A 21418-nucleotide genomic window follows, 5' to 3' on the forward strand; every position below is an offset into this window, starting at 1 on the left:
GCATCGTGGCGTTCTGACACGGGATTCTGACACCTGTAAACCCATGTGTAAACGCTCGCGCTAAATGGCGGCGTTCTGATCGCGCTATTTGTCAGTTGCCGGGTCCGATGACGAGGCAATCGCGCGCGGCCTGAACGATGTCAGCGGTGACCTCCTCGACGCGGTTGAGGGTCATGATCCGCCGCATCTGCGCGAACAGGCGCTCCATGAGCCGGAAGTTGCCGCGCGTGATGCGGATCACGGCTGCCTGCGCTTCGATCGCGTCGAGTTGGGCCGGGTCGAAGCTGATCCCGAAATCGCCGGCGTGGGTCGCGAGCAGCAGCCGCATTTCGGTCTCGGTAAGCGGTTGGAACTCGTGGACGAAGCCGATCCGCGAGTAGAGCTGGGCATAGCGGGCGAGGCGCTTCTCCAAGCCCGGCATACCCATCAGGATCAGCCCGAAGCCGTGGCGATCGGCCATGTCGCGGAGATGTTCGAGCGACTTTATGGTCAGGCGGTCGGCCTCGTCGACGATGACGAGGGGGCAGGCGATGCGGGCGGCGTCATGGGTGATTTCGTCCTGCGAGCCGCCCGCGACCGTCAGCCGGGCATAGCCCAGCTTAATGAGGTTGAGGCCCAACACCGCGTCGATCGTCTTGGGCGTGTTGCTGACCGACACGGTGTAGAAGACGGCGCGGCAGCGAGCGACCTTTTCGCCAAGGAGCGCGGCAATGGGACGGAGCGCGGCATATTCCCCCAGGTCGGGGAAGCTGGAAAACTCGCGCGCCGATCGCGTCTTTCCGACGCCCGGCCGGCCATGACACACGCCGATATAGCGGTAGTGCGCGCAGGCTTCGGCAAACTCGACGAACCGGGCATGTTCGCGGGTCGCCAGGAACGGCTGCTCGACCAGGAACTCAATCGTCAGCGGCGTAGAGCCGGAGCCCTCGGTAGGTGGTGGGCCGGGAAGCCGTATCCTCTTGGTCGCCATCGAAGGTCTCCGTGGGGGCAGGCACCTGCTTGTCGCGCTCCTTCGCGCCGCGCCGGGCGCGCTGGATCGCGCGCAACGACGGGTGCCCAGCGTGCTCGGAGCTGAGCGCACGGCAGACGAACCGGCCCTGGTGGTAGACGTGGATCTCGGTCAGGTCGCGGGGGTCATAGACCGCCTCGACCTGCTCGCCGACGAAGGCCGCGAGCGTGGGTTCGACATAGCGCCTGCCCATCAGACGGATGCCGTCGCGCAGCACTTTACGGGGCTTGGGCACGTGCACGAGCAGCATGTCGAGCTGTTCAAGGCTGTCGGGCATTGCGGGCAGGAACCCGCCCTTCTGCCAGCGCGTGATCGGCGGTTCGCCGGTGCTGCCATGCGGGCGACGATGATAGACGCCGCACACGAACGCCTCGAAGCGGGCGCGCAGCTCGTCGAGCGTGAGCACTGGCGCCGACAGCGGCTTGCCCGCGATCAGGTGGCCGGGCAGGTCGGGCAGGAACATGTCGTTGATGGTGCGGAACAGCCGCTCGATCTTGCCGCGCCCGCGAGGACGCCCCGGCAGCGAATGGATGAGGCGGATTTTGAGGGCGATGCACGCCTGCTCGATATGCTCGGAGATGAAATCCGAGCCGTTGTCGACGTAAAGCTGTTCGGGAATGCCGCTGACGATCCATTCGGGATTGGGCTTGCGCCAGATCGCCTGCCGCAAGGCGAGCGCCGTGTTGAGGGCACTGGGGGCATCGAGGCTGAGGAAGTAACCGGCGATGGCTCGGCTGTGATCGTCAACGATGACGGTCAGCCAAGGACGCACCGGGGTTCCGGCATCATCGAGCACGAGAATGTCGAGAACGGTATGATCGGCCTGCCACATCTCGTTCGAGGTCGCGGCTTCGCGCCGATGCACTAGCTCGTGCTGGTCGCGGTAGACGGCCGGATCGGAGGCTGCGGCGATCTGGCTTGCCGGTATCGCCCTGACGACACGCGCGACGGCCGCATAGCTGGGGGTTCGGTGTCCATGCGCGATGGCGAGTTCCTGCACCTTTCGGTGAATGGCGGCGACCGGGGGTCGCGGGCGCTTGGTGGCGAGAGTGCGGGTCAGTTCGACCAGATGTTCCGGCAGGTGCAGCCTGCCCCGATCGTTGCGCGGCAGACGCGCGAGACCGGCAAGTCCTTCGGCACGGTAGCGCCCGAGCCAGCGCTGCAACGTCCGCTCGCTCAGCGTGCCGGTGCGGGCGAGGTCCGCGAGCGGGATGCCATCGGCGAGGTGCGGTTCAAGGACGCGGTAGCGCTCGATCGCCAGCGGCGGGACAAGCGCCGGATGCGTCACCGCCGACGGTCCGTGTCGCAGGTAAGGAAAACGGAGATTTGCCTGCCCATCGCCATGCGAGTCCGCTCGCGTTGCCAAACCGGCCTGTTCGACGTAAATCTACCCGGTAAAGAAAACTAGGGCAACATAGACCTGCCGATGACGACTTTCTTCCCAAACCGCGCCCGATCGGGGCGCCACCGGCCCTACGCATGAAAATCGGTTACGCCCGCGTATCGACCGCCGAGCAGAACCTGGACCTCCAGCGTGATGCGCTGAAGGCTGCCGGCTGCGAGAAGGTCATCACCGACAAGGCCTCCGGGGCGACTGCCGCTCGCCCTGGATTGGAAAAGGTGAAGGAGCTGCTTCGCGCCGGCGACACACTGGTGGTCTGGCGCCTCGACAGGCTCGGCCGCTCGCTCCGTGATCTGATCGGATGGATGACCTACCTCGACGAGGAAAAGGTCGGGCTGCTGAGCCTGCACGAGGCGATCGACACGACCACCACGTCGGGCAAGCTTACCTTCCACCTGTTCGGGGCATTGGCGGAGTTCGAGCGCAACCTGATCCGCGAGCGGACCCAGGCCGGTCTCACCGCAGCCCGCGCTCGCGGCAAGAAGGGTGGCCGGCCGGCCGCACTCGGCAAGGACAAGCGCGACCTGGCCGTCAGCCTCTACCACGAGAACACGATGCCGATCGCCAAGATTTGCTCGATGCTCGGCATCTCCAAGCCAACACTCTACGCCTATGTGCGATCGGCCGAGACCAAGCCGGTAGCCGCGTAGCGACGCTCGCCGACAAATAGCGCGATCAGAATGCCGCCACTTAGCGCGAGCGTTTACACCCGCCGTCGCAAGCAGCTCGCTTTCTCGTCGCTGCAGAAATCAGGACTTCCGCGACAAGCCGTGGCCGCTGCGATCCATTCTCTGTCGTTCCGCTCGCGCTGATGGGCGCCTGAAAGCCACCGTTGACTCGGTCGAGCACGGCTGTTCAGAAAAATGACCGGTTGTGACACTAGGTATCGTCATCGTGGTGAGTTCGACGGACACGGCCAGGTCTCACTCATCGCGCGCTCCGCGCCCGCCATCATGTGCTTGTCATGGAAGTACGTGTTGACTTCCGCCCAGCGCACATAGGCGGTCCGCAACCGGTGACGGTTATAACGAGGCGGATTACAGACACTCTGCTGGGCGATCATCATGTCAACGATGCCCTGAAGGTAAGCTCCGCAGCCCGACTCGCCTGCCCGGCAGCTCGTGAGCAGCGCCAGACCCTGCATATCGCTCGGCGTTTCGTCTTGAGCGAGCGCGCCTGTAGGCGCCAGCGCGGCTGCGGCGAACAGCGCCGTCCACCAGTTTCGTGTCATAGGTCAGCTCCGTTGCACATTGGTTTTATCCAGTGCTGCACGGAGCCCGCGTGCGAGCTTCTGGGCGTCGTCATTCGCCCAAAAGTGCATGAAGAAGAGCCGGGGCTGGTCATCCAGCATGTGATTGTGAAGCGCGGTGACCTCGATGCCCCCCGCGCGTAGTGCGCGGAGCACGGGATCGACCTCGGCGGCGGTGAGCACGAAGTCACCGGTGATCGCCGCCCGGCCCGAGCCGGTCGGCTGGAAGTTGATCGCGGTTGCGGTGCCCATGGACGCTGGCGCGGGCATGCCGCCGTCGCTCAGCTTCTCCGCGCGGGGAAAGCTGAACTGATAGACCCCACCGTTGGGCTTACCCTTGCCATCCATCAGCCGGTCAAGCGCGGCGGTGTCGAGGGCGATTGGCTGCGACGACCCCGCGCCGGCGGACGGCGGTTGCGAATCCCTGGATGGTGCCGTCATCGGTGTCCGGCTGGCGGCGAGCGCTTCACGGAGGGCGGCCGCAAGCTTCACGGGGTCACCATGGCCGCCGATGTGCATGTACATGGTCGCGGGCGCGGAACGAAGCAGATGGTTGTGGAGCGCGGTGATCGTGAAGCCGGATGCCAGCAACCGGCTCATGACCGGATTTACCTCCTCATGCGTCAGCACGAGGTCACCCATGACCATCACGTCATTGCCCATGGGGTGGAACGCCGCCCAGGAGCCGAGGGCAAGCGCCGGCTTGATTGCCACACCGTCGAGCTGGACGTTAAGATCGCTGCGCGGGAACCCATACCGGCGAACGCCGTCGGGCTGCGTCGTTCCCGCTCGGCCGAGGCTCTTGTCCACGAGCGCCCACCTGTCGCCGTGCGCCTCGGGCGGTGTCGCTTGCGGGTTTGTCTGGGCGGCGGCCGGTGCGGCGAGCGCGATCGCCAGCGGGAGCAACAAGTGACGCAATGCTTCTCTCCTCGATCTCAATTGGTTTGTCGGCATGGGAAGCGCTGGCGTAGCGCCATCGTCACACCCGCCAACCGGGGCAGGTTGGCTGCGTGACGGTTCTCTACCGCCCACGCCGGGAAGATACGGCTCAGCTCGCCCGATCGGACGCCCCGGCCGCAGATTCCGGCTTCGCTGCCGCCGTTGCCGAAAGCGGAAAGCGTCTCGGCGGCACCAGCGAGATACGCTTCGCACCGACCGTTCACCTTCCTTTTCGTCTCGTCGACACACGTCCGATAGAACTGCGTAACCGTCTCATAGCGAGGTTGGGCCGCGGCAGACGAGGCCGCTGGGCACGCCAGGCACGCCAGCATGGCGGCAGCACCTGATCCAACAGCTCGCATTGCGGTCTCCTCACCCCAACTTTTAATCCACCCAAGCAAACGATACAAGTGTACGTTCGTTGCGTCGCTATGTTACAGTTGCTTCATGGCTGATGCTTCTTCGCCCGAGCCCCGTGACTGGCTGCTCCTGATCCCACAGCTCCCGGCCAAGCCCGCCTATCTGCGCGTGCGGGTCTGGCGGCGCTTGCAAGCAATGGGAGCCGCTCCCCTCAAGAATGCCGTTCACGCGCTCCCTGCTCGCGACGACACCCGCGCGCTCTTCGAGGAACTCAGAGCGGAGATCACCGCAGGGGGTGGCGAGGCGTTGATCCTGAAAGCCCGGCTAGTTGAGGGGATGGTTGATGCGGAGCTTCGCGCCGTGTTCGACGCGGCCCGCGACGCGGATTACGAGGAGTTGGCGCGCGAAGCGCGTATGATCGCCAAGGCGGAATACGTGTCGTCCGCCGACGTCCGCCGCCTGCGTAAACGCCTGGACGAGATCGCAGCGGTCGACTTCTTCGGCGCGCATGGACGGCAGGCGGCGGACGCCGCGATAGCCCAAGCGGAGGGGCGCGCCGGCCGCCACCCGGACGTGAGCGGGCCGGGAGCGCCGGAGCTGACGCCGGCGGAGCTGAAAGGCCGCACTTGGGTCACGCGCCGGCACGTGCATGTCGATCGCATCGCCTCGGCCTGGCTTATCCGCCGGTTCATCGACCCGAGCCCCAGCTTCAAGTTCGTGGACGGCAAGGACTACCAGCCCGAGCCCGGCGAGCTTCGCTTCGACATGGCGGACGCGGAGTTCACGCACGAAGGCGACCACTGCACCTTCGAAACGCTGACATATCGGACGGGGCTCGACGGCGATCAGGCGCTCGTTGCACTTGCCGAGATCATCCACGACCTCGACATCGCCGACGACAAGTTCGGTAGGCCGGAGACCGCCGGCATCGCCGCGCTCATCAATGGCATCTGCGCGAGCACCGACGGCGACAACGAGCGCATTGCCCAAGGGTCGGGCGCGCTCGATGGCTTCTACGCACATTTCACCAAGCGACGCGGCGCATAAGGGGAGCAGGACATGTCGAGCATCGAACATCCTGCCCCGGCGAGCGCGGCTCTGGATGAAGCCCAGCCGCCAGAGCTAAGTTATCCCGCGCTATTCTTGCGCTTCTTGCGCTTCGGCATGATGGCGTTCGGCGGCCCCGTAGCGCAGATCGCAATGATCCGGCGCGAGCTGGTGGACGAGGAACGCTGGATACCCAGCGACCGATTCAACAAGCTGCTCGCAGTTATGCAGGTGCTTCCCGGGCCGGAGGCGCATGAACTCTGCGTCCATCTCGGCATCCGCGCCAAGGGGCGACTGGGCGGCCTTCTGGCAGGGCTCGGCTTTATGTTGCCCGGCCTCGTGCTCATGCTCGCGCTTGCCTGGGCGTACACGCGGCTCCCGATTCAAGGAACGCTCCTCGGAGCCGCATTCTTGGGCATCCAAGCAGCGGTGATCGCCGTCATTGTCCGCGCGGTCCATCGCATCGGTGAGCACATCTTGTTCGACCCGTGGCTTTGGGCCGCAGCGATTGCGGCGGCGGCCGCCTCGCTCGCCGGCGTCAGCTTCTGGATCGTGCTTCCGGCGGCCGGCGCGGCCTACGCGCTCGGATCAACCGGGCGCTACGCGCTCGCCGCGGTCGTGGTCGCGCTTGCCGTTGGCCTGGCGGCTCTGACCTGGGCAGGAAGTCCCGGGGGTGCCGAAATAATGACGGGCACCAAGGAACCAGCGCCTGCCATCGCCGCGCTGTTCTGGGCGGGATTGAAGGGTGGACTCCTGACCTTCGGCGGAGCCTACACCGCCATCCCGTTCATCCGCAACGATACGGTCGGCCGGGGATGGATGACCGACGCGCAGTTCCTTGATGGCTTGGGTCTGTCGGGCATCCTGCCAGCCCCCCTCGTGATCTTCGCTACCTTCGTGGGTTGGATCAGCGGCGGCCTTGCTGGCGCGCTTGCCATGACCGCTGGCATGTTTTTGCCCGCCTTCGCGTTCTCGCTCCTGCTCTACGATCGACTGGAAGCGGTGGTCGAACATAAGCGATTGCAACTCTTCCTGGCGGGCGTGGCGGCCGGCGTCGTCGGCCTGATTGTGGTCACCGTTGTTGATCTTGCCCGAACCACGGGCGCACGCACGCCGAACCTGATCGTAAGCGCGCTCATCTTCGCGGTCTCGCTGGCGATTATGTACCGGTGGAAGAGCAAGCTCGCCACGCCGGTTGTGCTGGCGATTGGGGCGGCAATCGGTGCCATTGCGCTGAGCTGACGGTTGTTGATGACTAAGGCTGTTCCTTCTCGCCCCAGCGTTGTCGCAGAAGCGGCGACGCTGGGAAGTCAGAATATTTGCGACATTGACTAAGCGAATAAGCTGTTAAGCGACAAACTGCTTTTCGCCCTTTTAGGCTCCAGCAGCCAGCGGTTTCCGAGGCTACCCGCTCTTGCGGCCGTTCTCGCGTGAAGCGGCGATCTTGGCTGCGGTCGGTCACCTCCCCCATGCCAGACTCGATACAGGCAGCGCGACCACTCGGCCCAGGAAGCAGGCGGCGCGGATGCTGAAATGCGAGTGCTCGACGTGCGGCTATACCGTCAGGACCGCGCGCAAATGGCTGGAGACAGTGGGCGCACCTTTGTGCCCGGTTGAGGGGGCATGGCCCGATGCGCCACGATCTGATCGGCGACGAAACTGAGGACGGACGTGACTAAGCGACTAATGCCCTTTACGACTAAGCGGCTAAGCTCCATAAGCCGCTTAGCCGCTTAGTAGGAGCAGCAGCTATGCAAGTATGGGCCGTCATCGCGCAAAAGGGCGGGCAATCCAAAACCACCCTCTCAACCGGATTCGCCGTCGAGGCGGCGCGGGAGGGGGCGTCGGTCGTTATCCTCGATGCCGACGATCGCCAGGGATCGGCGCTCTACTGGTCCGAACGCCGCGACGAGGACGACGTGATGGTGAAGGACAGCAGCGTTGCCGGTCTGCCGCTCCACGTCTCGCGCGGGCGCAGCAGCGGCAAGATCGACCTCATCATCATCGACACGCCGGCGAACTCCAAGGACATTGCCATGCTCGCAGCCGAGCAGGCGGATTTCGTCATCATCCCTGTCGCGCCGCGAGGGCTGGACGTTCATTCGGTGTTGCAGACCGTCAAGCAGGTGCAGCAGGCAGGCACGCCGTTCGCTGTTATACTGACGCAGGTTCCGCATCAGGGCGGGGAGGGGCAGGAGGCCCATGCCGGTTTCGCGGCGAAGGGCGTGACGATGTTCGACAGCCGCCTCCACTTCCGCAAGGATTTCTACAAGGCCACGCCGCTCGGCAGAACGGCGGCCGAGACGGACCCGGACAGCAAGGCGGCGACCGAGTTGCGCGCCGCCTATGATGAGGCTAAGCGACTAAGCGGCTTTACGACTAAGCAAGTAAGCGAGGTTAGATGATGGCGAAGAAAACTTCCGCGCTCGCCGGCATCTTCGATGACGAGCCCGAGGCACCGGCACCGGCACCGGCACCGGCTCCCGTTGCCGATGCAACTCCCGCGCCGCAGCCTGCCGTCCCGCGTCGGTCGCGGCGTGCGGCGGACACGTCGGCCCCGGCAGTACCTGCCCGGCGCAGCAGCCATCCTGGCAAGAAGCCGGTGCTGATCCACATTCCCGAAGACATGCACCGCACACTGCGCCAGCTCAGCGTCGAGGAGGGCGGGGAGCCCCTTACCGTCATCACCGAGCGGTTGCTGCGCCAGTATCTGGTCCAGCGGGGACACACCAGGTTCGCGCCGTGAGCAAGCGGCGTGATCCCAATCCCGAGTTCGACCTGTTCATTCCGGCGCTCGGCGATCTTCCGCTCAAGGACCAGCGGGAGGTCATGGAGCGCCCGTTCTTCTCGCTCCAGAAGCGCAAGCGGCTGAAGCCGATCGAGTATCGCAGCCCGGATGGCGAGGCCTGGGTGCGCGTGCAGGCCATTCCCGACTACGGCATGGCCACGATCTGGGACGCCGATATCCTGATATGGGCCGCGTCCACGCTCAACCGCATGAAGCAGCAGGGGCTGAACGATCTGCCCCGCACGCTGACAACCACGCCCTACGACCTACTGCGGGCGATCAAGCGCAGCACAGGGGGCAGGGACTATCAGGAGCTGCAAGCTGCGCTCCTCCGGCTCCAGACGACTTCGATCACAACTTCGATCCGCGCGACGAAGCGCCGGCAGAAGGCTGGCTTCAACTGGCTCGACAGCTGGACCTTCGACACCGACGCCGAAACGGAGCAGCCGCGCGGCATGACGCTGACCCTCTCGGATTGGGTCTATGAGGGCATCGTCAACGAGAAGTCGCTGCTCACCATGCACCCCGACTATTTCCTACTCTCCGGAGGGTTGGAGCGGGCGCTCTATCGTATCGCGCGAAAGCACGCCGGCACGCAGCGCGGTGGGTGGACTTGCCGGGTAGAGGTGCTTCGCGACAAAACCGGCAGCGATGCCCAGCCCAAGGAGTTCAACCGGATGCTTCGGCGGGTGATCGAGGCCGACCAGCTCCCCGACTATGCGATGGAGCTGACCGAGACGACGGACAAAAGCCCGGCCGTGTTGTTCAGGCTCCGCGGCGAGGCCGAGGCACTGGCACTCGCCGAGAGAATGCGCGCCGAGGAGGAGCGGCGCGCCCGTTTCGACGCCGAGCGCAAGCGGGCCGAGGAAGTCGATGCACAGATGGACCGGCTTGCCGGCCGCCGCTGACTATCGGGGTTTCACACACCGCAAGCCCAACTATCGGGGTTTCACACACCGGCCAGCGATGCTGCCTGAACCCTGACATGCTTCGGGCGATGCCGGAGCCACCAGCCAGGCTGTGGATAACTGGCACCGGAGGCCCCTTTTCGGCTCCAGAGTCTCGGGGTTTCACCCACCTTGGCGTCGGGGTATCACCCACCGCACTATCGGGGTATCACACACCGAATCACGGGGTTTCACCCACCGGGCCGGCTGGCAAGCAGTTGATAAACAAAGCAAGATTCCGCTTTTTGAGCGGCTTAACTTGTTTAACGATTCCTATTTAACAGAATCTCTTAACGACAGGGCTCACCCAAAACCGTCAACCTGAGAAGGGCAAGCGGAATTGGCCTACGGCCAATGCGCCTTCGATCCGTGCCGGCTAACGCCGTCACTAGAGCGGCCTATCGGCCGCAGGGCTTCCGAAAGAAGCCAAGCGAAACTGGCGGTGTGTGCCTTCAGCGTTCCGCCGGCAGAGAGGGCGATGAGGCGCTACCCCAAAGCTCACTTTTCGATCTTCCGGGCCGGCGTGTGCGATCACGCCGGATCGAACAGGCCGGCGAACTCGCGCTCGGCATAGTAGCGAACCTTGCCGGCCCACAGCGGGCGTTCGCCCTGGCGCAGCAACAGGAGCGTGTCGGCCGGCATCCGCATGATCTCGTCGGGCGTCACGAGCCGCCGCGCCGTGACATGCGTGCTGACGCTTTCCGAGGGACCGGCGCGATTTTCACCCCAGCCCGTGCCGCGCGACGTACTGAGGGTCGCATATTCCAATGTCGTGTCGCCGATCGTGCGCGAGAGCATGTCGGCGGTGGCGTGATCGTTGACCCCGAATGTCTGGATCACGCCGGCGTTGGACAGGAAGGTGCCGGCGCGCTCGCCATAGAGCGCACGGAGCTGGTGCATGTCCTGGAGGATCGGCCAGAGCTGGAGGCCATAGCCGGCCATCAACCCCATCGCGCGCTCCACCGGCTCCAGTCGGCCGAGGGCGGCGAACTCATCGAGCAGGAACAGCACCGGGCGTTCCGGCCGGGCAGGGGAGCGCGCCATATCGGTGACGGCCTGCGCGACCAGCAGCCGCAGCCAGCGAGCATAGGTATCGAGTCGATCCGGCGGCAGGCACAGGAACACGGTCCCGGGCCGCTCCTTCAGGTCCGCGAAGCGGAAATCGGAGGCGGACGTGCTTTCGACCAGGCGCGGGCTATCGAGAAAGTGGGTGTGGCGCTGCGCCGAGGACAGCACGCCGGCGGCCTCGCGATCGGACTTGCCGAGGTGACGGTTGGCGGCGCGTGCGATCAGGCCGTGCGCGCCGCTGCTGGCTTGCATGTCTGCCAGCAGCGCGGCGAAGCCGGCGGGATCGCGGGTGAGCTTGTCGCGCACGGTGGCGAGCGTCGCGCGGGCAGGGGGTTCGTGGACGACGGTGTGCAGGATCACGCCGGCGATCAGCGCCTTGGCTTCCTCGTTCCAGTGCGCCTCGCCCGATTGTCCCGGCGCATCGTGGACCAGCGCGTCGGCGATCGTCTGCGCATCTTCCGCCAGGTCCGGGCTTGCGGGATCAAGCTGCGCCAGGGGGTTGTAGCGGGCCGCAGGACGCCCGGAGACGCCGAAGGGGTCCAGGCACCACACAGCGCCTTTGCTGGCCCTCCCACGGGCTGTGACGCGGGCATTCTCGCCCTTAGGGTCGATGCAGACCACCGAGCGGTCGAGCAGCAGCAGGTTGGGGATGATCGTGCCCACGCCCTTGCCCGAGCGGGTGGGTGCGATCGTCAGCAGGTGCGCCGCGCCGTCATAGTGGAGCAGCTTGCCGGATTCCTTGGCGCGGCCGATCAGGAGATCCCCGTTCGCCTCCAGCTTGCGCACGTCGGCGCGGTCGCCGAAGCGGGCCGAGCCCAGCAGCTCGTTCCGGCGCTTGCCGGCGCGGCTGTTGATCCACCAGGTCGCGCCGATCAGTCCGACCAGGACCAGGAACGACACCGTGCCGGAAATCTGCCCGACGCCGAAGATGCCTTCCAGCCATCGCGCGGTCGCATAGGCCGCGACGAACGAGACGACGATCGCGAGCCGCCAGCTGATCGGCCGCCGCCCGCCGATGAGCGGACCAGCCATCAGCAGGCCTGTTCCAGCGGCGTAATCGCAAGCGCCGGATCGGCGTCGGGATGCCCGAGCAGCTTGAGGATGATTTGCGTGGCGAGGGGAGGGGGCACCGCCTCGTCGCGCAGCATGTCGAACAGCGCCTCGTCATCCCCGCTCAGCGTCATGCCCTCGATCGCGAGGTTGGCGCGGGATTCGGCATCGGCTTCGCGCCATTCCGCCACATCAGCCGGCGTGCCGCGCTCAAACTCCAGCGCGCGAACCTCCCGGCGGATCGCATCGAGGTCGAGGAGGGGCGTCACGGCTTCATCCTTTCTCGCGGCATGGCGGCTAGGCGTTCATTTGGGGGCCAGCGCGAAGTTCACGCGCACCGTCACCATTCCGGCATTGGTTCCCGCCATCACCGGCGCCGACGCCTGTTCCGCCTGCACAGACACGGGCGGCGGCGCGACCATGCGGGCATCCATTGCCCCCATTTGCGGCATGTAGCCGCCCTGGCCGCCGTCGTGGATCGCGAGCACACGGTCGATGCGTAGGCCAGCGGCCTTGGCATAAGCCTCGGCCTTGGCGCGGGCGGACTTGTAGGCAGCATCATAGCCGCTCAGGTTCGCCTTCTCGGGATCGGTAACGGAGAGGTCAGGGCCGGACACGATGTTCGCGCCGGCGTCGGTGACGGCGGCGATCGCCTTACCGACCCGCGCTGTGTCCCGCATCCGCACGGTGAGGGTATTGCTCGCCTCGAAGCGACCCTTGTTGGGGCCGTAGTCCACGCGATTGACTGACAGGCTGCGCGTCTGAATATCGCGCGCGGGCACGTTCAGCCGGGCAAGGGCGGCCGTGATCCGGCTCATGGCTTCGGCGTTCTTCGCGCTGGCGCTTTTTGCGTCGGCGGCCACGCTGGACAGGCCGGCGGTGAACAGCGCCTGGTCGGGCGCGGCTTCGGTGCGTCCGGTGCCTGTTACCGTCAACAAAGTCTCGCCGCTTTCAAGGCCGTGCGGATCGACGGGACTACGATCGCAGCCGGTGACGACAACGCAGAGCGGCAAGGCCCACAAAATCTTATTCAAGGCAGTCGCTCCTCCACATTGTTTTCCATGTCGAACGCCCGTTTGCCGCGCCGCTTCCAGAGCGCAAGCGAGTCGCCGGCCTCGCCGCGAGCGCGGCCGACCAGCTCCAGCAGCGCGCCGTAAATCGTTGCGCGATCGTCGTCGGCGAGATCGACCAGGCCAGCCTTCTGGACGAGGCCGCCCAGCTCGATCAGGTGGCGGGTGCGTTCGCGCCGAGCCAAGACCCAGCCCCGCGTATCAGTCCGACGCCGTGCCGCTTCCAGACGCTGGATCAGCGCCCGGTTGCGTACCTGCGCTGTCGCCGTTGCCGTCAGCAGTCCGCCCAGCTTTGCGCCCGCGCCGTTGAAAGAAAGTGGAGCCCTTCGCGCGCCAAGCCTCCTTCGCTTCCGCATCCTTCGACGCAACGGCATCGAGCAGCGCGCCGGCGAGCATTTCCATGTCGAGCGCATCGGCCCCGGTCGCGGCAACGAGCTGGCCGAGCTGTTCGACCCGCTTCGCCTTCAAAGCGCGGGCCTTGTCACCCAGCGCTTTCAGTTCGGCATTATAATCGCGAACCTTCCGCATCGCTTTCACCCTTCCGCGTATCGGTCAGCAGCATCTTAGCGCGCCGAGCATATGGGTAAAGCCAGAACGACCAGAAAGCGGCACCAGGTCAGTCAGGAGATGCGAAGCAGATCGTGAGTGCGCGCTTATACGTCGTTGCCGACGTGCGCTAAGTAGGGCAGTATGCGGAGCGTCATGGCGATCTATCACTTCTCCGCCAAGGTTGTGAGCCGCGCGAACGGATCGAGCGCCGTTGCGAGCGCCGCCTATCGTTCCGCGTCCGAGCTGCACGACGATCGGCTGAATCGCGATCATGACTTTAGCAACAAGGCGGGAGTCATCCACTCCCAGGTGATGTTGCCGGAGGGCGCACCGGAGCGTTTAAAAGACCGCACAACCTTGTGGAATGAGGTGGAGGCAGGCGAGAAGCGCAAGGACGCGCAGCTTGCCCGCGAAGTGGAGTTCTCGATTCCGCGCGAGATGAACGAGAAGCAGGGTGTCCAGCTCGCGCGTGATTTCGTGAAGAAGCAGTTTGTCGATCGCGGGATGGTCGCGGACCTGAACGTGCATTGGGACAAGGCGAAGGACGGCAGTCCCAAGCCGCACGCGCACGTCATGCTGGCGATGCGCGACGTTGGGCCGGAGGGGTTCGGGCAGAAGAACCGGGACTGGAACAGCACCGAGTTGTTGAAGGATTGGCGCGAGGCGTGGAGCGCGCACGTCAACGAGCGCATGGCCGAGCTGGGGCTTGAGGGGCGGATCGACCATCGCTCCTATGAAGCGCAGGGCATCGCGCTTGAACCGCAGCACAAGATCGGACCCGCAGCATCGCGGCGATCGGAGCAGGGGCTTGAGGCGGAGCGGATCGAGGATCACACCCGCATTGCGCGGGAGAACGGTGATCGGATCATCGCCGATCCCAATGTCGCGCTGGACGCGATCACCCGGCAGCAGGCGACATTCACCACCCGCGACCTTGCGACGTTCGCGTTCCGGCATAGCGACGGCAAGGAGCAGTTCGACCAGGTAATGGGCGCGGTGCGCGCATCACCCGAGCTGGTCGCATTGGGCAAGGACGGACGCGACCAGGAGCGGTTTACATCCCGTGACATGATCGCGGTGGAGAACCGGCTTGAGCGTGCCGGCGACGAGCTGGCGGGGCGCACCGGGCACGGCGTCGCTGATCGGCATCGTGACGCTGCGATCGGCGCGGCCAGTGCCAAAGGCCTTGTCCTGTCGGGCGAGCAGCGCGACGCCTTCGATCATGTCACCGGCGACGCGGCTCTGGCGTCCGTCGTCGGCTATGCCGGCAGCGGCAAATCGGCGATGCTTGGCGTCGCGCGTGAGGCGTGGGAGCGGGAGGGCTACACGGTTCGTGGCGCGGCGCTGTCGGGCATCGCGGCCGAGAATCTTGAGGGCGGGTCGGGCATTCAATCCCGCACCATCGCCAGTCTCGAACACGCATGGGGGCAGGGGCGCGAGCAGCTAGGCCCGCGTGACGTGCTGGTCGTGGACGAGGCGGGCATGATCGGCTCACGCCAGATGGAGCGGGTGTTGGGCCAGGCGCGTGACGCCGGGGCCAAGGTCGTCATGGTCGGCGATCCCGAGCAGTTGCAGGCGATCGAGGCCGGCGCGGCGTTCCGCAGCGTCACCGAGCGCCACGGCGCAGCCGAGATCGCCGAGATCAGGCGGCAGCGCGAGGACTGGCAACGCGACGCGACGCGCGCGCTGGCGACGGGACGCACCGGCGAGGCGATTCACGCCTATGACCAAGGCGGCATGGTCCACGCGGCCGACACGCGCGAACAGGCGCGGGGCGAGCTGGTCGATGGTTGGGATCGCGCGCGCCAGGCCGAGCCGGGCAAGAGCCGGATCATTCTCACCCATACCAACGCCGAGGTGCAGAGCCTCAATGGCGAGGCGCGCGACCGGTTGCGCGCGAGCGGCGACCTTGGCGACGACGTGACGGTGAAGGCCGAGCGCGGCGAGCGGCAGTTCGCGACCGGCGACCGCATCATGTTCCTGCGCAACGAGCGCGGCATGGGGGTAAAGAACGGCACGCTGGCGACGATCGAGCGGGTATCGCCCGAGGGCATGGCGGTGCGCCTCGATGACGGGCGCGGGGTCGCGTTCGACACGAAGGATTATGCCCATGTCGATCATGGCTATGCGGCGACGTTCCACAAATCGCAGGGCGTGACGGTCGATCGCGCGCACGTCCTCGCCACCCCGGGCATGGACCGCCACAGTGCTTATGTCGGCATGTCCCGGCACCGCGACGACGTGCAGCTCCATTATGGCCGCGACGACTTCGCCGATCGGCGCCAGCTCGTCCGCGCCCTGTCGCGCGACCGGGGCAAGGACATGGCCGGCGACTACACCCGGCCCGAGCAGGATCAGGCGCGCGCGTTCGCCGATCGGCGCGAGATCCGGTTCCCGGAACTCGCGCGCCAGGTGGTGGCGAAGGTCCGCGACAAGGCGCGGGGCATGTTCGACGGCTTCCGGCCGAAACCAGCGATCGAAAAAGCGACGTCGCCGGAGCGTGTCGCGGCCGATCGGCCGCTGGCACCCTCGCAGGCCCGCGCGATCGAACGCTATGGGCGCGCCGCAGCCGATATAGACCGGATGAAGGACAAGGGGTTGCCGGTGCTGGCGCACCAAGAACAGAAGCTGGCGAAGGCCGGCGATGCGCTAGACCAGGTCCGGCCCCATGCCGCACGCGACCTCGCATCGGCATTGTCGCGCGATCCGAAGTTGATTGAGCAGGCCGCGGGGGGCAACATCAGCGGCGCGGCCAAAGCGATGGAGGCAGAGCGTCAGGTCCGCATCGATCCGGAGAAGCGCGCCGGCCGGTTCGTGGAGCAGTGGAAGGGTATGATGGAAGCGCGCGCCAGCATGGAGCGTGCCGGCGACCATGCAGGTGCGGAGAAGCTGGGCAAGCGCATGGAGGGCATCGCGGGCGGATTGCATCGCGACCCGCAGCTCGAATCCGTGTTGCAGCGACGCGCCCCCGAACTGGCATTGAGCATGGAACGTGGCCGGTCGATCGGGCAGGAATTGGCGCAGTCGGTCAGCATCGGGCGGGACCGCGACCGTGGCATGAGCCGGTAGGTGACGATGGACGACGATATTCAGGAAGGCGGCGATCCGGCGGAGGCGTTCGACCGGTTGCGCGCCGTGATCGAAGGCCAGGACCGCGAGCTGGCGTTGCTACGCCGTGCTGTGGAGGGCTTGGCGGCCGAGCGGGCGCATATCGACGTGCCCGACTATTCCGAGACGCTGGGGCGTATGCAGCAGGGCGTGGACGCCACGGCGGACCGGATCGCGGTCATCAACGACGTGATCGCGCGGAGTCCGGCGCTGGCGATGACCCCCGAGCAGATGGCGCAGCGGATCGCCGCAGCGGGCAACGCTGCCCGGCGTGAGGATCAGGCGGCGCTCGCCAAGGCCGGCGAGGACAAGGCCCGTGTCATGGCCGAGCTTCGCGCCATCGCCGGATCGGCATGGACGCGGGCCGACCAGAAGAACCGGCAGCTGTGGTTCGGGCTGGGCGGGGCGGCGATAGGCATCCTGGCATGGGCGGTCCTGCCCGGCCTCGTCGCGCGCGAGGTCGCGCCGGCGAGCTGGCAATGGCCCGAGCGCATGGCGGCAAGGACGCTCGACCTTCCCCGTTGGGAAGCAGGGCAGCGGATGATGCAGAGCGCCAGCCCGACCGCGTTCCGCGCCATCGTCGGGGCCGACAGGATCGTGACGGCCAACCGTGAGGCGATCGAAGGATGCAGCAAGGCCGCAGCCCGAACGCGTGAGACGGTGCGATGCACGATCCGGGTCGCGCCTGTGCGTTAGGGGGGCGAGCGCTAGAGGAGTCTAAACTCCGTCAGGCACATTCCGGCAAAGCGAGAAGATTATCGTTCCACTTCCCGTCAGCATAGGTGCGAACGTAAGGCCCGTTCTGCCCATCAACGACGCCAATATCAGCGCGTGTGCCGTTGACGCGAGTGAAGAATGTATTCGTTTTGCCGCGAATTGACTGGATTACCTCGTTGCGTGTCCACTTCCAGCCATTGCCCCCAAGATGGGTAATACCTTCATGAGTGCTATTGCGTGGCTGCTTGTTAATACAAGTGACTTGAACGTCGGCCATGATTGTAGCTCCTAATTGAGAGTGTAACGTTTCCAGGGCACGCGGCTGGGCGACACGTGCGACATGAACCGCGTAATGTCAGGCCGACCGAAATAGGTCGCTCGCCCTGACGAATCCTGCGCCATGAGCACGACCGGCACGCCTGGGAACACCGGACTGAATGACCGGATCGCCGATTGAGCTTCGGTCCGATTGTCCACGACATGCCGCTTCACGACGACGATCGCGAACGTAACTCCCTGTTCGCGGAGCACAGCGCCTTCAAATTGCATATCAGCCTCCCTCAGCTTTCACGCACGGTGGTGCGGGGGCTCGCTTTGCCGTGAGCGGTCGTCACGTAACGACCGCTGATTGCACTGCGGAAATGCGCGCCCGAGCTGGCACCCGAGCTATTGGACTCGTGGACCGTTGTGCGGGGGCTTGCTTTGCCGTGACCCGTTGTCACGAAGCGCCCGCTGATCGCGCTGCGGAAATGTCCGCCGCCGCCTTTTTTACCTGCCATCTTCAATCTCCCGTCAACCTAAGGGTTGCCGGCGGAGTTCGGACTACCGGCACGGGATATATGGCAACTACGAGTTCGCTGTTCAAGTAGGAAATGTGATGGTAGCACCGAACAGGCAAATTTTCACGGAGAAACCATGTCATCAACCTTGGGTCGTAAGGTTCGCGACCTGCGACAGGAAAAGGGTCTCACCCTCGACCAGCTCGCGCAGGCCACCGGCAGCAGTAAAAGCTACATTTGGGAAATTGAGAACAAGCCGGTTGCCCGCCCATCCGGCGAAAAGCTGAACCGCATCGCTGCCGTGCTAGGCGTCACGCCAGAGTTTCTGGCCGACGAAGATCGTACCAATGCTACCGTCGATGAGTTCGACGAGGCGTTTTATCGCAAATACCAGGGAGCCGATCCGAACGTGAAGGAAAAGTTGAAGCGCATCCTCGATGTGTTGGATGACGAATAATGCCTGATCCGACCCAACCGATAGCTTGGGCGAACTTCCTCACCCAGGCATGGGGACCAAGATTCCCGGTTGAGGTCGTGACGATCGCGATGGACTATACCCAGCGCTTTCCCGATCCCATCAAGAAGATCGAAAAGGCGGAGGTCGATCATTTTGAGGGTGCCCTGTTTCCGCTACGCAAAAGCGGAAAATGGGCCATTCTCTACAATCCCAACATCATTTCTGCTGGTCGGATCAACTTCACCCTAGCCCATGAGCTGGGGCATTACCTCGTCCACCGCGCACTTAGTCCCGATGGTTTTGAATGTGGGCAGGAGCGAGTGCTGGGGCTTGATCGCGATGCCGTCCGCCGAAAGATCGAACAAGAGGCCGATGCCTTCGCCTCTTACCTTCTCATGCCGATCAACGACTATCGTGCTCAGGTTGGCGGAGATGAGATGACGTTGGAGCTGCTGCGCCAATGCGCCGACCGCTATGGCGTTTCGATGACAGCCGCAGCGATCAAATGGCTGGATTTCACCCCTAAATGTGCTGCCCTCGTCGTCGCCACGAATGGATTTGTGCTTTGGTGCTGGCGAAGCACGAGTGCGAAAAAGAGGCGGATTTTTTTCCCGCAGGGGATGGAGCTGCCGGTCGGATCGCTCGCGGCCCAGCCGGCCTTGATCCTCCCTGATGCCACTCGCGGGGCAATGCTCGATCGACAGATATGGGGCGCATCAACCGACGTAAGAGAAATGGCGATCTTCGCCGATCGCTATGAAATGACCATCTCGCTTCTTGTTTTTGACGACGTTGAAGGTGGATATGCTGATTGGGAGGTTGACGAAGAGGATACATTTGACCGGTTCAATCGACAGCTTTCGCAGCGGGCATAATCATCGGCTTTCAATGCCTAAGAGAACGGCTCATCTTGCCGATGAGGCTTTCACCTAGACGAGGGCAGCAGACCAGACGTGAGCGAGGGAACTGAGGACCAGCTACGGCAAATCTGGAATCAGGGCGCGATCCCTGTTCTGTATCGTCGCGGACCAGGAAACCCGTTGCTGGCGCGGCTGCCCTATGCCCTTACCAACCGGCCTTGGCTTGGATCGTTCGGTCGAAAGAACCCGGAGTGGGATGCAAAGGCAAAGCATTGGGAGCTGCCGCAGGCGTGGTTCAACAAGCTGGTTCGCGCCTGCCTCGACAAGTTCGGCATTGTCTACATCATCCAGCCCTACCGTGAGCAGGAGAAATGCGCGCCTGCCTGTTGGGCGGCCCAGGGCGAGGAGTGCCAATGCTCCTGCATGGGGGTAAACCACGGTGTGAGCAGCGCAGGCGGCGACTGGAAGGTCATATCGGACGCTTTCGCAACCCGATGGGGAGAGAGGCATCTTGCTTGCCGGCTTCTGACCCGGCAAGCCTAGACGAGAACGACCCGCATCGGCCGAGGTGTCACAACCGTTCCGGTTTTGACTTTAGGTGGCGCGCCACGTCGCCACCCGATAGAGATATGCGGCGATCACCAGCCCGACGATGATGTTGGTAATCGGATTCAGGTAGGCGGCAACGATCCGGTATTGCCCTTCAAGAAGGTAGCCGGCCACTGCTAACAGTGTCGTCCAGAGCGCGGTTCCAAGCGTCGTGAACAGCAGAAAACGCGGTAGGCTCATACCGAACACGCCTGCTGGTACCGAGATCAGCGTTCGCAGCGCGGGGACGAGCCTGCCGAGCAACACGGCTTTGCCGGAATGTCGATCGAACCAGCGGTCCACGCGGTCGATGTCCCGTGGTGCAAGCGTCAGCCAGCGCCCGTGCCGCCCCGCCCAGCGCCGCAACCGATCGGCACCGATCCACTTGCCGACATAATACCAGAACAGCGCGCCCGCGACCGAGCCGCCCGTACCAGCCACGATCACGCCGAACAGACTCAATCGCCCTTGCCCCGCGCCAAAACCGGCAGCGGGCATAATGATTTCGGAGGGGATTGGCGGAAACACATTTTCAAGAAACATCAGCACGGCAATGCCGAGGTAGCCGGCTTCGTTAAGAAACTCGATTAGGCGATCGAACACAGGCAGTCTTTCAATAGCGGTTTGTCGTGGCGAGAAACCGGTTCAATTTACCCGGCTCTGTTCTCACCAGGATGTTGGCCTGCGCGTTGTGGCAGGATCAGGATGAGGGCCAGGATGGCCGCCGCAAGCACTGCCGAAGCGAGCGGGCGGCTGAAATCGAGCCCGCCTTTTGCGATCGGCTTATCGAGGAAATCGCCTACGGCCGCGCCGAGCGGCCGGGTCAGGATGAACGCCGCCCAGAACAAGAATACCCGGTTTGCCTTCGTCAAGAAGTAGAGGCCGGCGAGTATCGCCAGCATCGCGCCGAAGATCGCCGCTGCACCCAGATAGCCGAGGCCCCCGGTGTCCGCTGTCCAATCACCGAGTGCCGTGCCGAGCGTCTGCGAGAAGGTGATGGTGAGCCAGTAGAACAGCTCCGCCTTGGATCCCCGAACGGTATCGACCGAGATCGAGCCAAGGGTGCGATACCAAGCGAACAGGGACGCCAGCACGCATCCGAGCAGCAGCGCCGAACCTCCGGTATAGCCGATGCTCAACGACCGCGTGGCGAAGTCCGCCATCGTCGTTCCCGCGGTCGTCGATGCGATGATCGTCGCCCAGTAGAGAAAGGGGTGGAAACGCGTCGCCGTCACCTGCCACCAGACCAGCGCGATCAACGCCGTCAGGAAAATCGCGGTGCCGACAAGATAGCCCAGGTTCATCGACATGCTGACGGTATCACCGGCGGTTTCGCCGAGCGTCGTCGCCAGAATCTTGATGATCCAGAAACCCAGCGTGATCGCCGGCACCTTGCTCAAAAGTTCGCGCCTGTCGCCGATCGTCATCATG

The 21418-nt window shown here is 64.7% G+C and carries 25 protein-coding genes and 1 pseudogene; 12 read left to right on the forward strand and 14 right to left on the reverse strand.

The features are described 5' to 3' along the window. Positions 1 to 91 precede the first annotated feature (91 nt). Together A7X12_RS25025 and A7X12_RS09060 are read right to left on the reverse strand one after the other, a co-directional pair. Positions 92 to 970, reverse strand: coding sequence for an AAA family ATPase (locus A7X12_RS25025; protein WP_084445272.1), 879 nt, complete (start codon positions 968 to 970; stop codon positions 92 to 94). After that, the gene (locus tag A7X12_RS09060; RefSeq protein ID WP_004212864.1) at positions 897 to 2297 is read right to left on the reverse strand and encodes a Mu transposase C-terminal domain-containing protein; all 1401 of its coding nucleotides are present in this window, start codon (positions 2295 to 2297) and stop codon (positions 897 to 899) included. The genes A7X12_RS25025 and A7X12_RS09060 overlap by 74 nt, the downstream gene beginning before the upstream one ends. A gap of 191 nt (positions 2298 to 2488) precedes the next feature. Between A7X12_RS09060 and A7X12_RS09065 the strand changes: the two genes are divergently transcribed. Further along, the gene (locus A7X12_RS09065) at positions 2489 to 3061 is read left to right on the forward strand and encodes a recombinase family protein (RefSeq protein ID WP_064311329.1); all 573 of its coding nucleotides are present in this window, start codon (positions 2489 to 2491) and stop codon (positions 3059 to 3061) included. Between the two features lie 239 nt (positions 3062 to 3300). On the opposite strand, the gene A7X12_RS09070 is transcribed toward A7X12_RS09065, so the two are convergent. From A7X12_RS09070 to A7X12_RS26765, 3 genes are read right to left on the reverse strand one after another with little or no spacing between them, the layout of a single operon-like run. Then, positions 3301 to 3642 carry a Rap1a/Tai family immunity protein gene (locus tag A7X12_RS09070; protein ID WP_024021617.1) on the reverse strand — a complete coding sequence of 114 codons (342 nt, stop codon included), beginning with the start codon at positions 3640 to 3642 and terminating at the stop codon, positions 3301 to 3303. Positions 3643 to 3645: 3 nt separating this feature from the next. Further along, positions 3646 to 4569, reverse strand: a complete 924-nt coding sequence (locus A7X12_RS09075; protein WP_024021616.1) for a DUF1259 domain-containing protein — start codon at positions 4567 to 4569, stop codon at positions 3646 to 3648. Between the two features lie 26 nt (positions 4570 to 4595). Beyond that, positions 4596 to 4961, reverse strand: coding sequence for a Rap1a/Tai family immunity protein (locus A7X12_RS26765; protein ID WP_148564657.1), 366 nt, complete (start codon positions 4959 to 4961; stop codon positions 4596 to 4598). A gap of 85 nt (positions 4962 to 5046) precedes the next feature. On the opposite strand from A7X12_RS26765, the gene A7X12_RS09080 reads away from it, so the two are divergent. The 6 genes and pseudogenes from A7X12_RS09080 to A7X12_RS09100 all read left to right on the forward strand — a co-directional run bounded on the left by A7X12_RS09080 (position 5047) and on the right by A7X12_RS09100 (position 9702). After that, the gene (locus tag A7X12_RS09080) at positions 5047 to 6006 is read left to right on the forward strand and encodes a chromate resistance protein ChrB domain-containing protein (RefSeq protein WP_232318433.1); all 960 of its coding nucleotides are present in this window, start codon (positions 5047 to 5049) and stop codon (positions 6004 to 6006) included. Positions 6007 to 6018: 12 nt separating this feature from the next. Next, on the forward strand, positions 6019 to 7248 hold the full coding sequence (chrA, locus tag A7X12_RS09085) for a chromate efflux transporter (protein ID WP_024021613.1): 1230 nt from the start codon (positions 6019 to 6021) through the stop codon (positions 7246 to 7248). 193 nt (positions 7249 to 7441) lie between these two features. After that, positions 7442 to 7685: pseudogene (locus A7X12_RS26195) on the forward strand (transcription elongation protein SprT); the annotation flags it as partial. A 72-nt stretch (positions 7686 to 7757) separates the two neighbouring features. Beyond that, positions 7758 to 8411: a ParA family protein gene (locus A7X12_RS09090; protein ID WP_064311330.1), complete on the forward strand. Its 654-nt coding sequence runs from the start codon at positions 7758 to 7760 to the stop codon at positions 8409 to 8411. After that, entirely contained in the window at positions 8408 to 8752 is a 345-nt protein-coding gene (locus A7X12_RS09095) for a hypothetical protein (RefSeq protein WP_232318434.1), read from the forward strand. The genes A7X12_RS09090 and A7X12_RS09095 overlap by 4 nt, the downstream gene beginning before the upstream one ends. Further along, positions 8749 to 9702: a replication initiator protein A gene (locus A7X12_RS09100; RefSeq protein WP_024021610.1), complete on the forward strand. Its 954-nt coding sequence runs from the start codon at positions 8749 to 8751 to the stop codon at positions 9700 to 9702. The genes A7X12_RS09095 and A7X12_RS09100 overlap by 4 nt, the downstream gene beginning before the upstream one ends. Positions 9703 to 10272: 570 nt before the next feature. Here A7X12_RS09100 and A7X12_RS09105 read toward each other — a convergent pair. Genes A7X12_RS09105 through A7X12_RS09125 form a run of 5 tightly spaced genes read right to left on the reverse strand, consistent with a single transcriptional unit; the run spans position 10273 to position 13457 of the window. After that, the gene (locus A7X12_RS09105) at positions 10273 to 11841 is read right to left on the reverse strand and encodes a type IV secretory system conjugative DNA transfer family protein (RefSeq protein WP_084445274.1); all 1569 of its coding nucleotides are present in this window, start codon (positions 11839 to 11841) and stop codon (positions 10273 to 10275) included. Next, the gene (locus A7X12_RS09110; protein WP_024021608.1) at positions 11841 to 12128 is read right to left on the reverse strand and encodes a hypothetical protein; all 288 of its coding nucleotides are present in this window, start codon (positions 12126 to 12128) and stop codon (positions 11841 to 11843) included. Before A7X12_RS09110 ends, A7X12_RS09105 begins: the two co-directional genes overlap by 1 nt. Positions 12129 to 12164: 36 nt before the next feature. Beyond that, positions 12165 to 12893 carry an SIMPL domain-containing protein gene (locus A7X12_RS09115; protein WP_064311332.1) on the reverse strand — a complete coding sequence of 243 codons (729 nt, stop codon included), beginning with the start codon at positions 12891 to 12893 and terminating at the stop codon, positions 12165 to 12167. Continuing rightward, complete coding sequence (locus A7X12_RS09120; RefSeq protein ID WP_064311333.1) at positions 12890 to 13114, reverse strand: conjugal transfer protein TraD; 225 nt, start codon at positions 13112 to 13114, stop codon at positions 12890 to 12892. The genes A7X12_RS09115 and A7X12_RS09120 overlap by 4 nt, the downstream gene beginning before the upstream one ends. Positions 13115 to 13130: 16 nt before the next feature. Further along, positions 13131 to 13457 (reverse strand): conjugal transfer protein TraD, encoded by a 327-nt coding sequence (locus tag A7X12_RS09125; RefSeq protein ID WP_064311334.1) that lies wholly within the window; start codon positions 13455 to 13457, stop codon positions 13131 to 13133. A gap of 174 nt (positions 13458 to 13631) precedes the next feature. On the opposite strand from A7X12_RS09125, the gene traA reads away from it, so the two are divergent. Continuing rightward, positions 13632 to 16547 carry a Ti-type conjugative transfer relaxase TraA gene (traA, locus tag A7X12_RS09130; RefSeq protein ID WP_064311362.1) on the forward strand — a complete coding sequence of 972 codons (2916 nt, stop codon included), beginning with the start codon at positions 13632 to 13634 and terminating at the stop codon, positions 16545 to 16547. Between the two features lie 6 nt (positions 16548 to 16553). Beyond that, positions 16554 to 17282, forward strand: a complete 729-nt coding sequence (locus A7X12_RS09135; protein ID WP_093334460.1) for a DUF6118 family protein — start codon at positions 16554 to 16556, stop codon at positions 17280 to 17282. 31 nt (positions 17283 to 17313) lie between these two features. Here A7X12_RS09135 and A7X12_RS25035 read toward each other — a convergent pair whose 3' ends face one another. After that, positions 17314 to 17580, reverse strand: a complete 267-nt coding sequence (locus tag A7X12_RS25035; RefSeq protein WP_084445276.1) for a DUF3892 domain-containing protein — start codon at positions 17578 to 17580, stop codon at positions 17314 to 17316. An 11-nt stretch (positions 17581 to 17591) separates the two neighbouring features. Next, positions 17592 to 17852 (reverse strand): hypothetical protein, encoded by a 261-nt coding sequence (locus tag A7X12_RS25040; protein ID WP_084445278.1) that lies wholly within the window; start codon positions 17850 to 17852, stop codon positions 17592 to 17594. A gap of 366 nt (positions 17853 to 18218) precedes the next feature. Here A7X12_RS25040 and A7X12_RS09140 point away from each other — a divergent pair, with 366 nt between their 5' ends. The 3 genes from A7X12_RS09140 (at position 18219) to A7X12_RS09150 (ending at position 19942) form a co-directional block, all read left to right on the forward strand. Then, complete coding sequence (locus tag A7X12_RS09140) at positions 18219 to 18539, forward strand: helix-turn-helix domain-containing protein (protein ID WP_064311335.1); 321 nt, start codon at positions 18219 to 18221, stop codon at positions 18537 to 18539. Beyond that, a complete protein-coding gene (locus A7X12_RS09145; protein ID WP_064311336.1) occupies positions 18539 to 19414 on the forward strand; it encodes an ImmA/IrrE family metallo-endopeptidase in 876 nt (291 codons plus the stop codon). The genes A7X12_RS09140 and A7X12_RS09145 overlap by 1 nt, the downstream gene beginning before the upstream one ends. Before the next feature lie 78 nt (positions 19415 to 19492). Then, entirely contained in the window at positions 19493 to 19942 is a 450-nt protein-coding gene (locus A7X12_RS09150; RefSeq protein ID WP_064311337.1) for a hypothetical protein, read from the forward strand. Between the two features lie 51 nt (positions 19943 to 19993). On the opposite strand, the gene A7X12_RS09155 is transcribed toward A7X12_RS09150, so the two are convergent. Both A7X12_RS09155 and A7X12_RS09160 read right to left on the reverse strand, forming a co-directional pair. Next, the gene (locus A7X12_RS09155; RefSeq protein ID WP_064311338.1) at positions 19994 to 20590 is read right to left on the reverse strand and encodes a DedA family protein; all 597 of its coding nucleotides are present in this window, start codon (positions 20588 to 20590) and stop codon (positions 19994 to 19996) included. A gap of 47 nt (positions 20591 to 20637) precedes the next feature. Then, a complete protein-coding gene (locus A7X12_RS09160; RefSeq protein WP_084445283.1) occupies positions 20638 to 21414 on the reverse strand; it encodes a COG4705 family protein in 777 nt (258 codons plus the stop codon). Positions 21415 to 21418: the final 4 nt, after the last annotated feature.

The sequence above is a fragment of the Sphingomonas sp. TDK1 genome (genome assembly GCF_001650735.1).
Lineage (GTDB): Bacteria > Pseudomonadota > Alphaproteobacteria > Sphingomonadales > Sphingomonadaceae > Sphingomonas.

Excerpts from the sequence above, each read along its gene's own strand:
- A7X12_RS09090 (WP_064311330.1), top strand. The coding sequence starts at position 7,758 with ATGCAAGTATGGGCCGTCATCGCGCAAAAGGGCGGGCAATCCAAAACC.
- A7X12_RS25040 (WP_084445278.1), bottom strand. The coding sequence starts at position 17,852 with ATGCAATTTGAAGGCGCTGTGCTCCGCGAACAGGGAGTTACGTTCGCG.
- A7X12_RS09095 (WP_232318434.1), top strand. The coding sequence starts at position 8,408 with ATGATGGCGAAGAAAACTTCCGCGCTCGCCGGCATCTTCGATGACGAG.
- A7X12_RS09125 (WP_064311334.1), bottom strand. The coding sequence starts at position 13,457 with ATGCGGAAGGTTCGCGATTATAATGCCGAACTGAAAGCGCTGGGTGAC.
- A7X12_RS09105 (WP_084445274.1), bottom strand. The coding sequence starts at position 11,841 with ATGGCTGGTCCGCTCATCGGCGGGCGGCGGCCGATCAGCTGGCGGCTC.
- A7X12_RS25035 (WP_084445276.1), bottom strand. The coding sequence starts at position 17,580 with ATGGCCGACGTTCAAGTCACTTGTATTAACAAGCAGCCACGCAATAGC.
- traA (WP_064311362.1), top strand. The coding sequence starts at position 13,632 with ATGGCGATCTATCACTTCTCCGCCAAGGTTGTGAGCCGCGCGAACGGA.
- A7X12_RS25025 (WP_084445272.1), bottom strand. The coding sequence starts at position 970 with ATGGCGACCAAGAGGATACGGCTTCCCGGCCCACCACCTACCGAGGGC.
- A7X12_RS09080 (WP_232318433.1), top strand. The coding sequence starts at position 5,047 with ATGGCTGATGCTTCTTCGCCCGAGCCCCGTGACTGGCTGCTCCTGATC.
- A7X12_RS09065 (WP_064311329.1), top strand. The coding sequence starts at position 2,489 with ATGAAAATCGGTTACGCCCGCGTATCGACCGCCGAGCAGAACCTGGAC.
- A7X12_RS09070 (WP_024021617.1), bottom strand. The coding sequence starts at position 3,642 with ATGACACGAAACTGGTGGACGGCGCTGTTCGCCGCAGCCGCGCTGGCG.
- A7X12_RS26765 (WP_148564657.1), bottom strand. The coding sequence starts at position 4,961 with ATGCGAGCTGTTGGATCAGGTGCTGCCGCCATGCTGGCGTGCCTGGCG.
- A7X12_RS09160 (WP_084445283.1), bottom strand. The coding sequence starts at position 21,414 with ATGACGATCGGCGACAGGCGCGAACTTTTGAGCAAGGTGCCGGCGATC.
- A7X12_RS09145 (WP_064311336.1), top strand. The coding sequence starts at position 18,539 with ATGCCTGATCCGACCCAACCGATAGCTTGGGCGAACTTCCTCACCCAG.
- chrA (WP_024021613.1), top strand. The coding sequence starts at position 6,019 with ATGTCGAGCATCGAACATCCTGCCCCGGCGAGCGCGGCTCTGGATGAA.
- A7X12_RS09135 (WP_093334460.1), top strand. The coding sequence starts at position 16,554 with ATGGACGACGATATTCAGGAAGGCGGCGATCCGGCGGAGGCGTTCGAC.
- A7X12_RS09140 (WP_064311335.1), top strand. The coding sequence starts at position 18,219 with ATGTCATCAACCTTGGGTCGTAAGGTTCGCGACCTGCGACAGGAAAAG.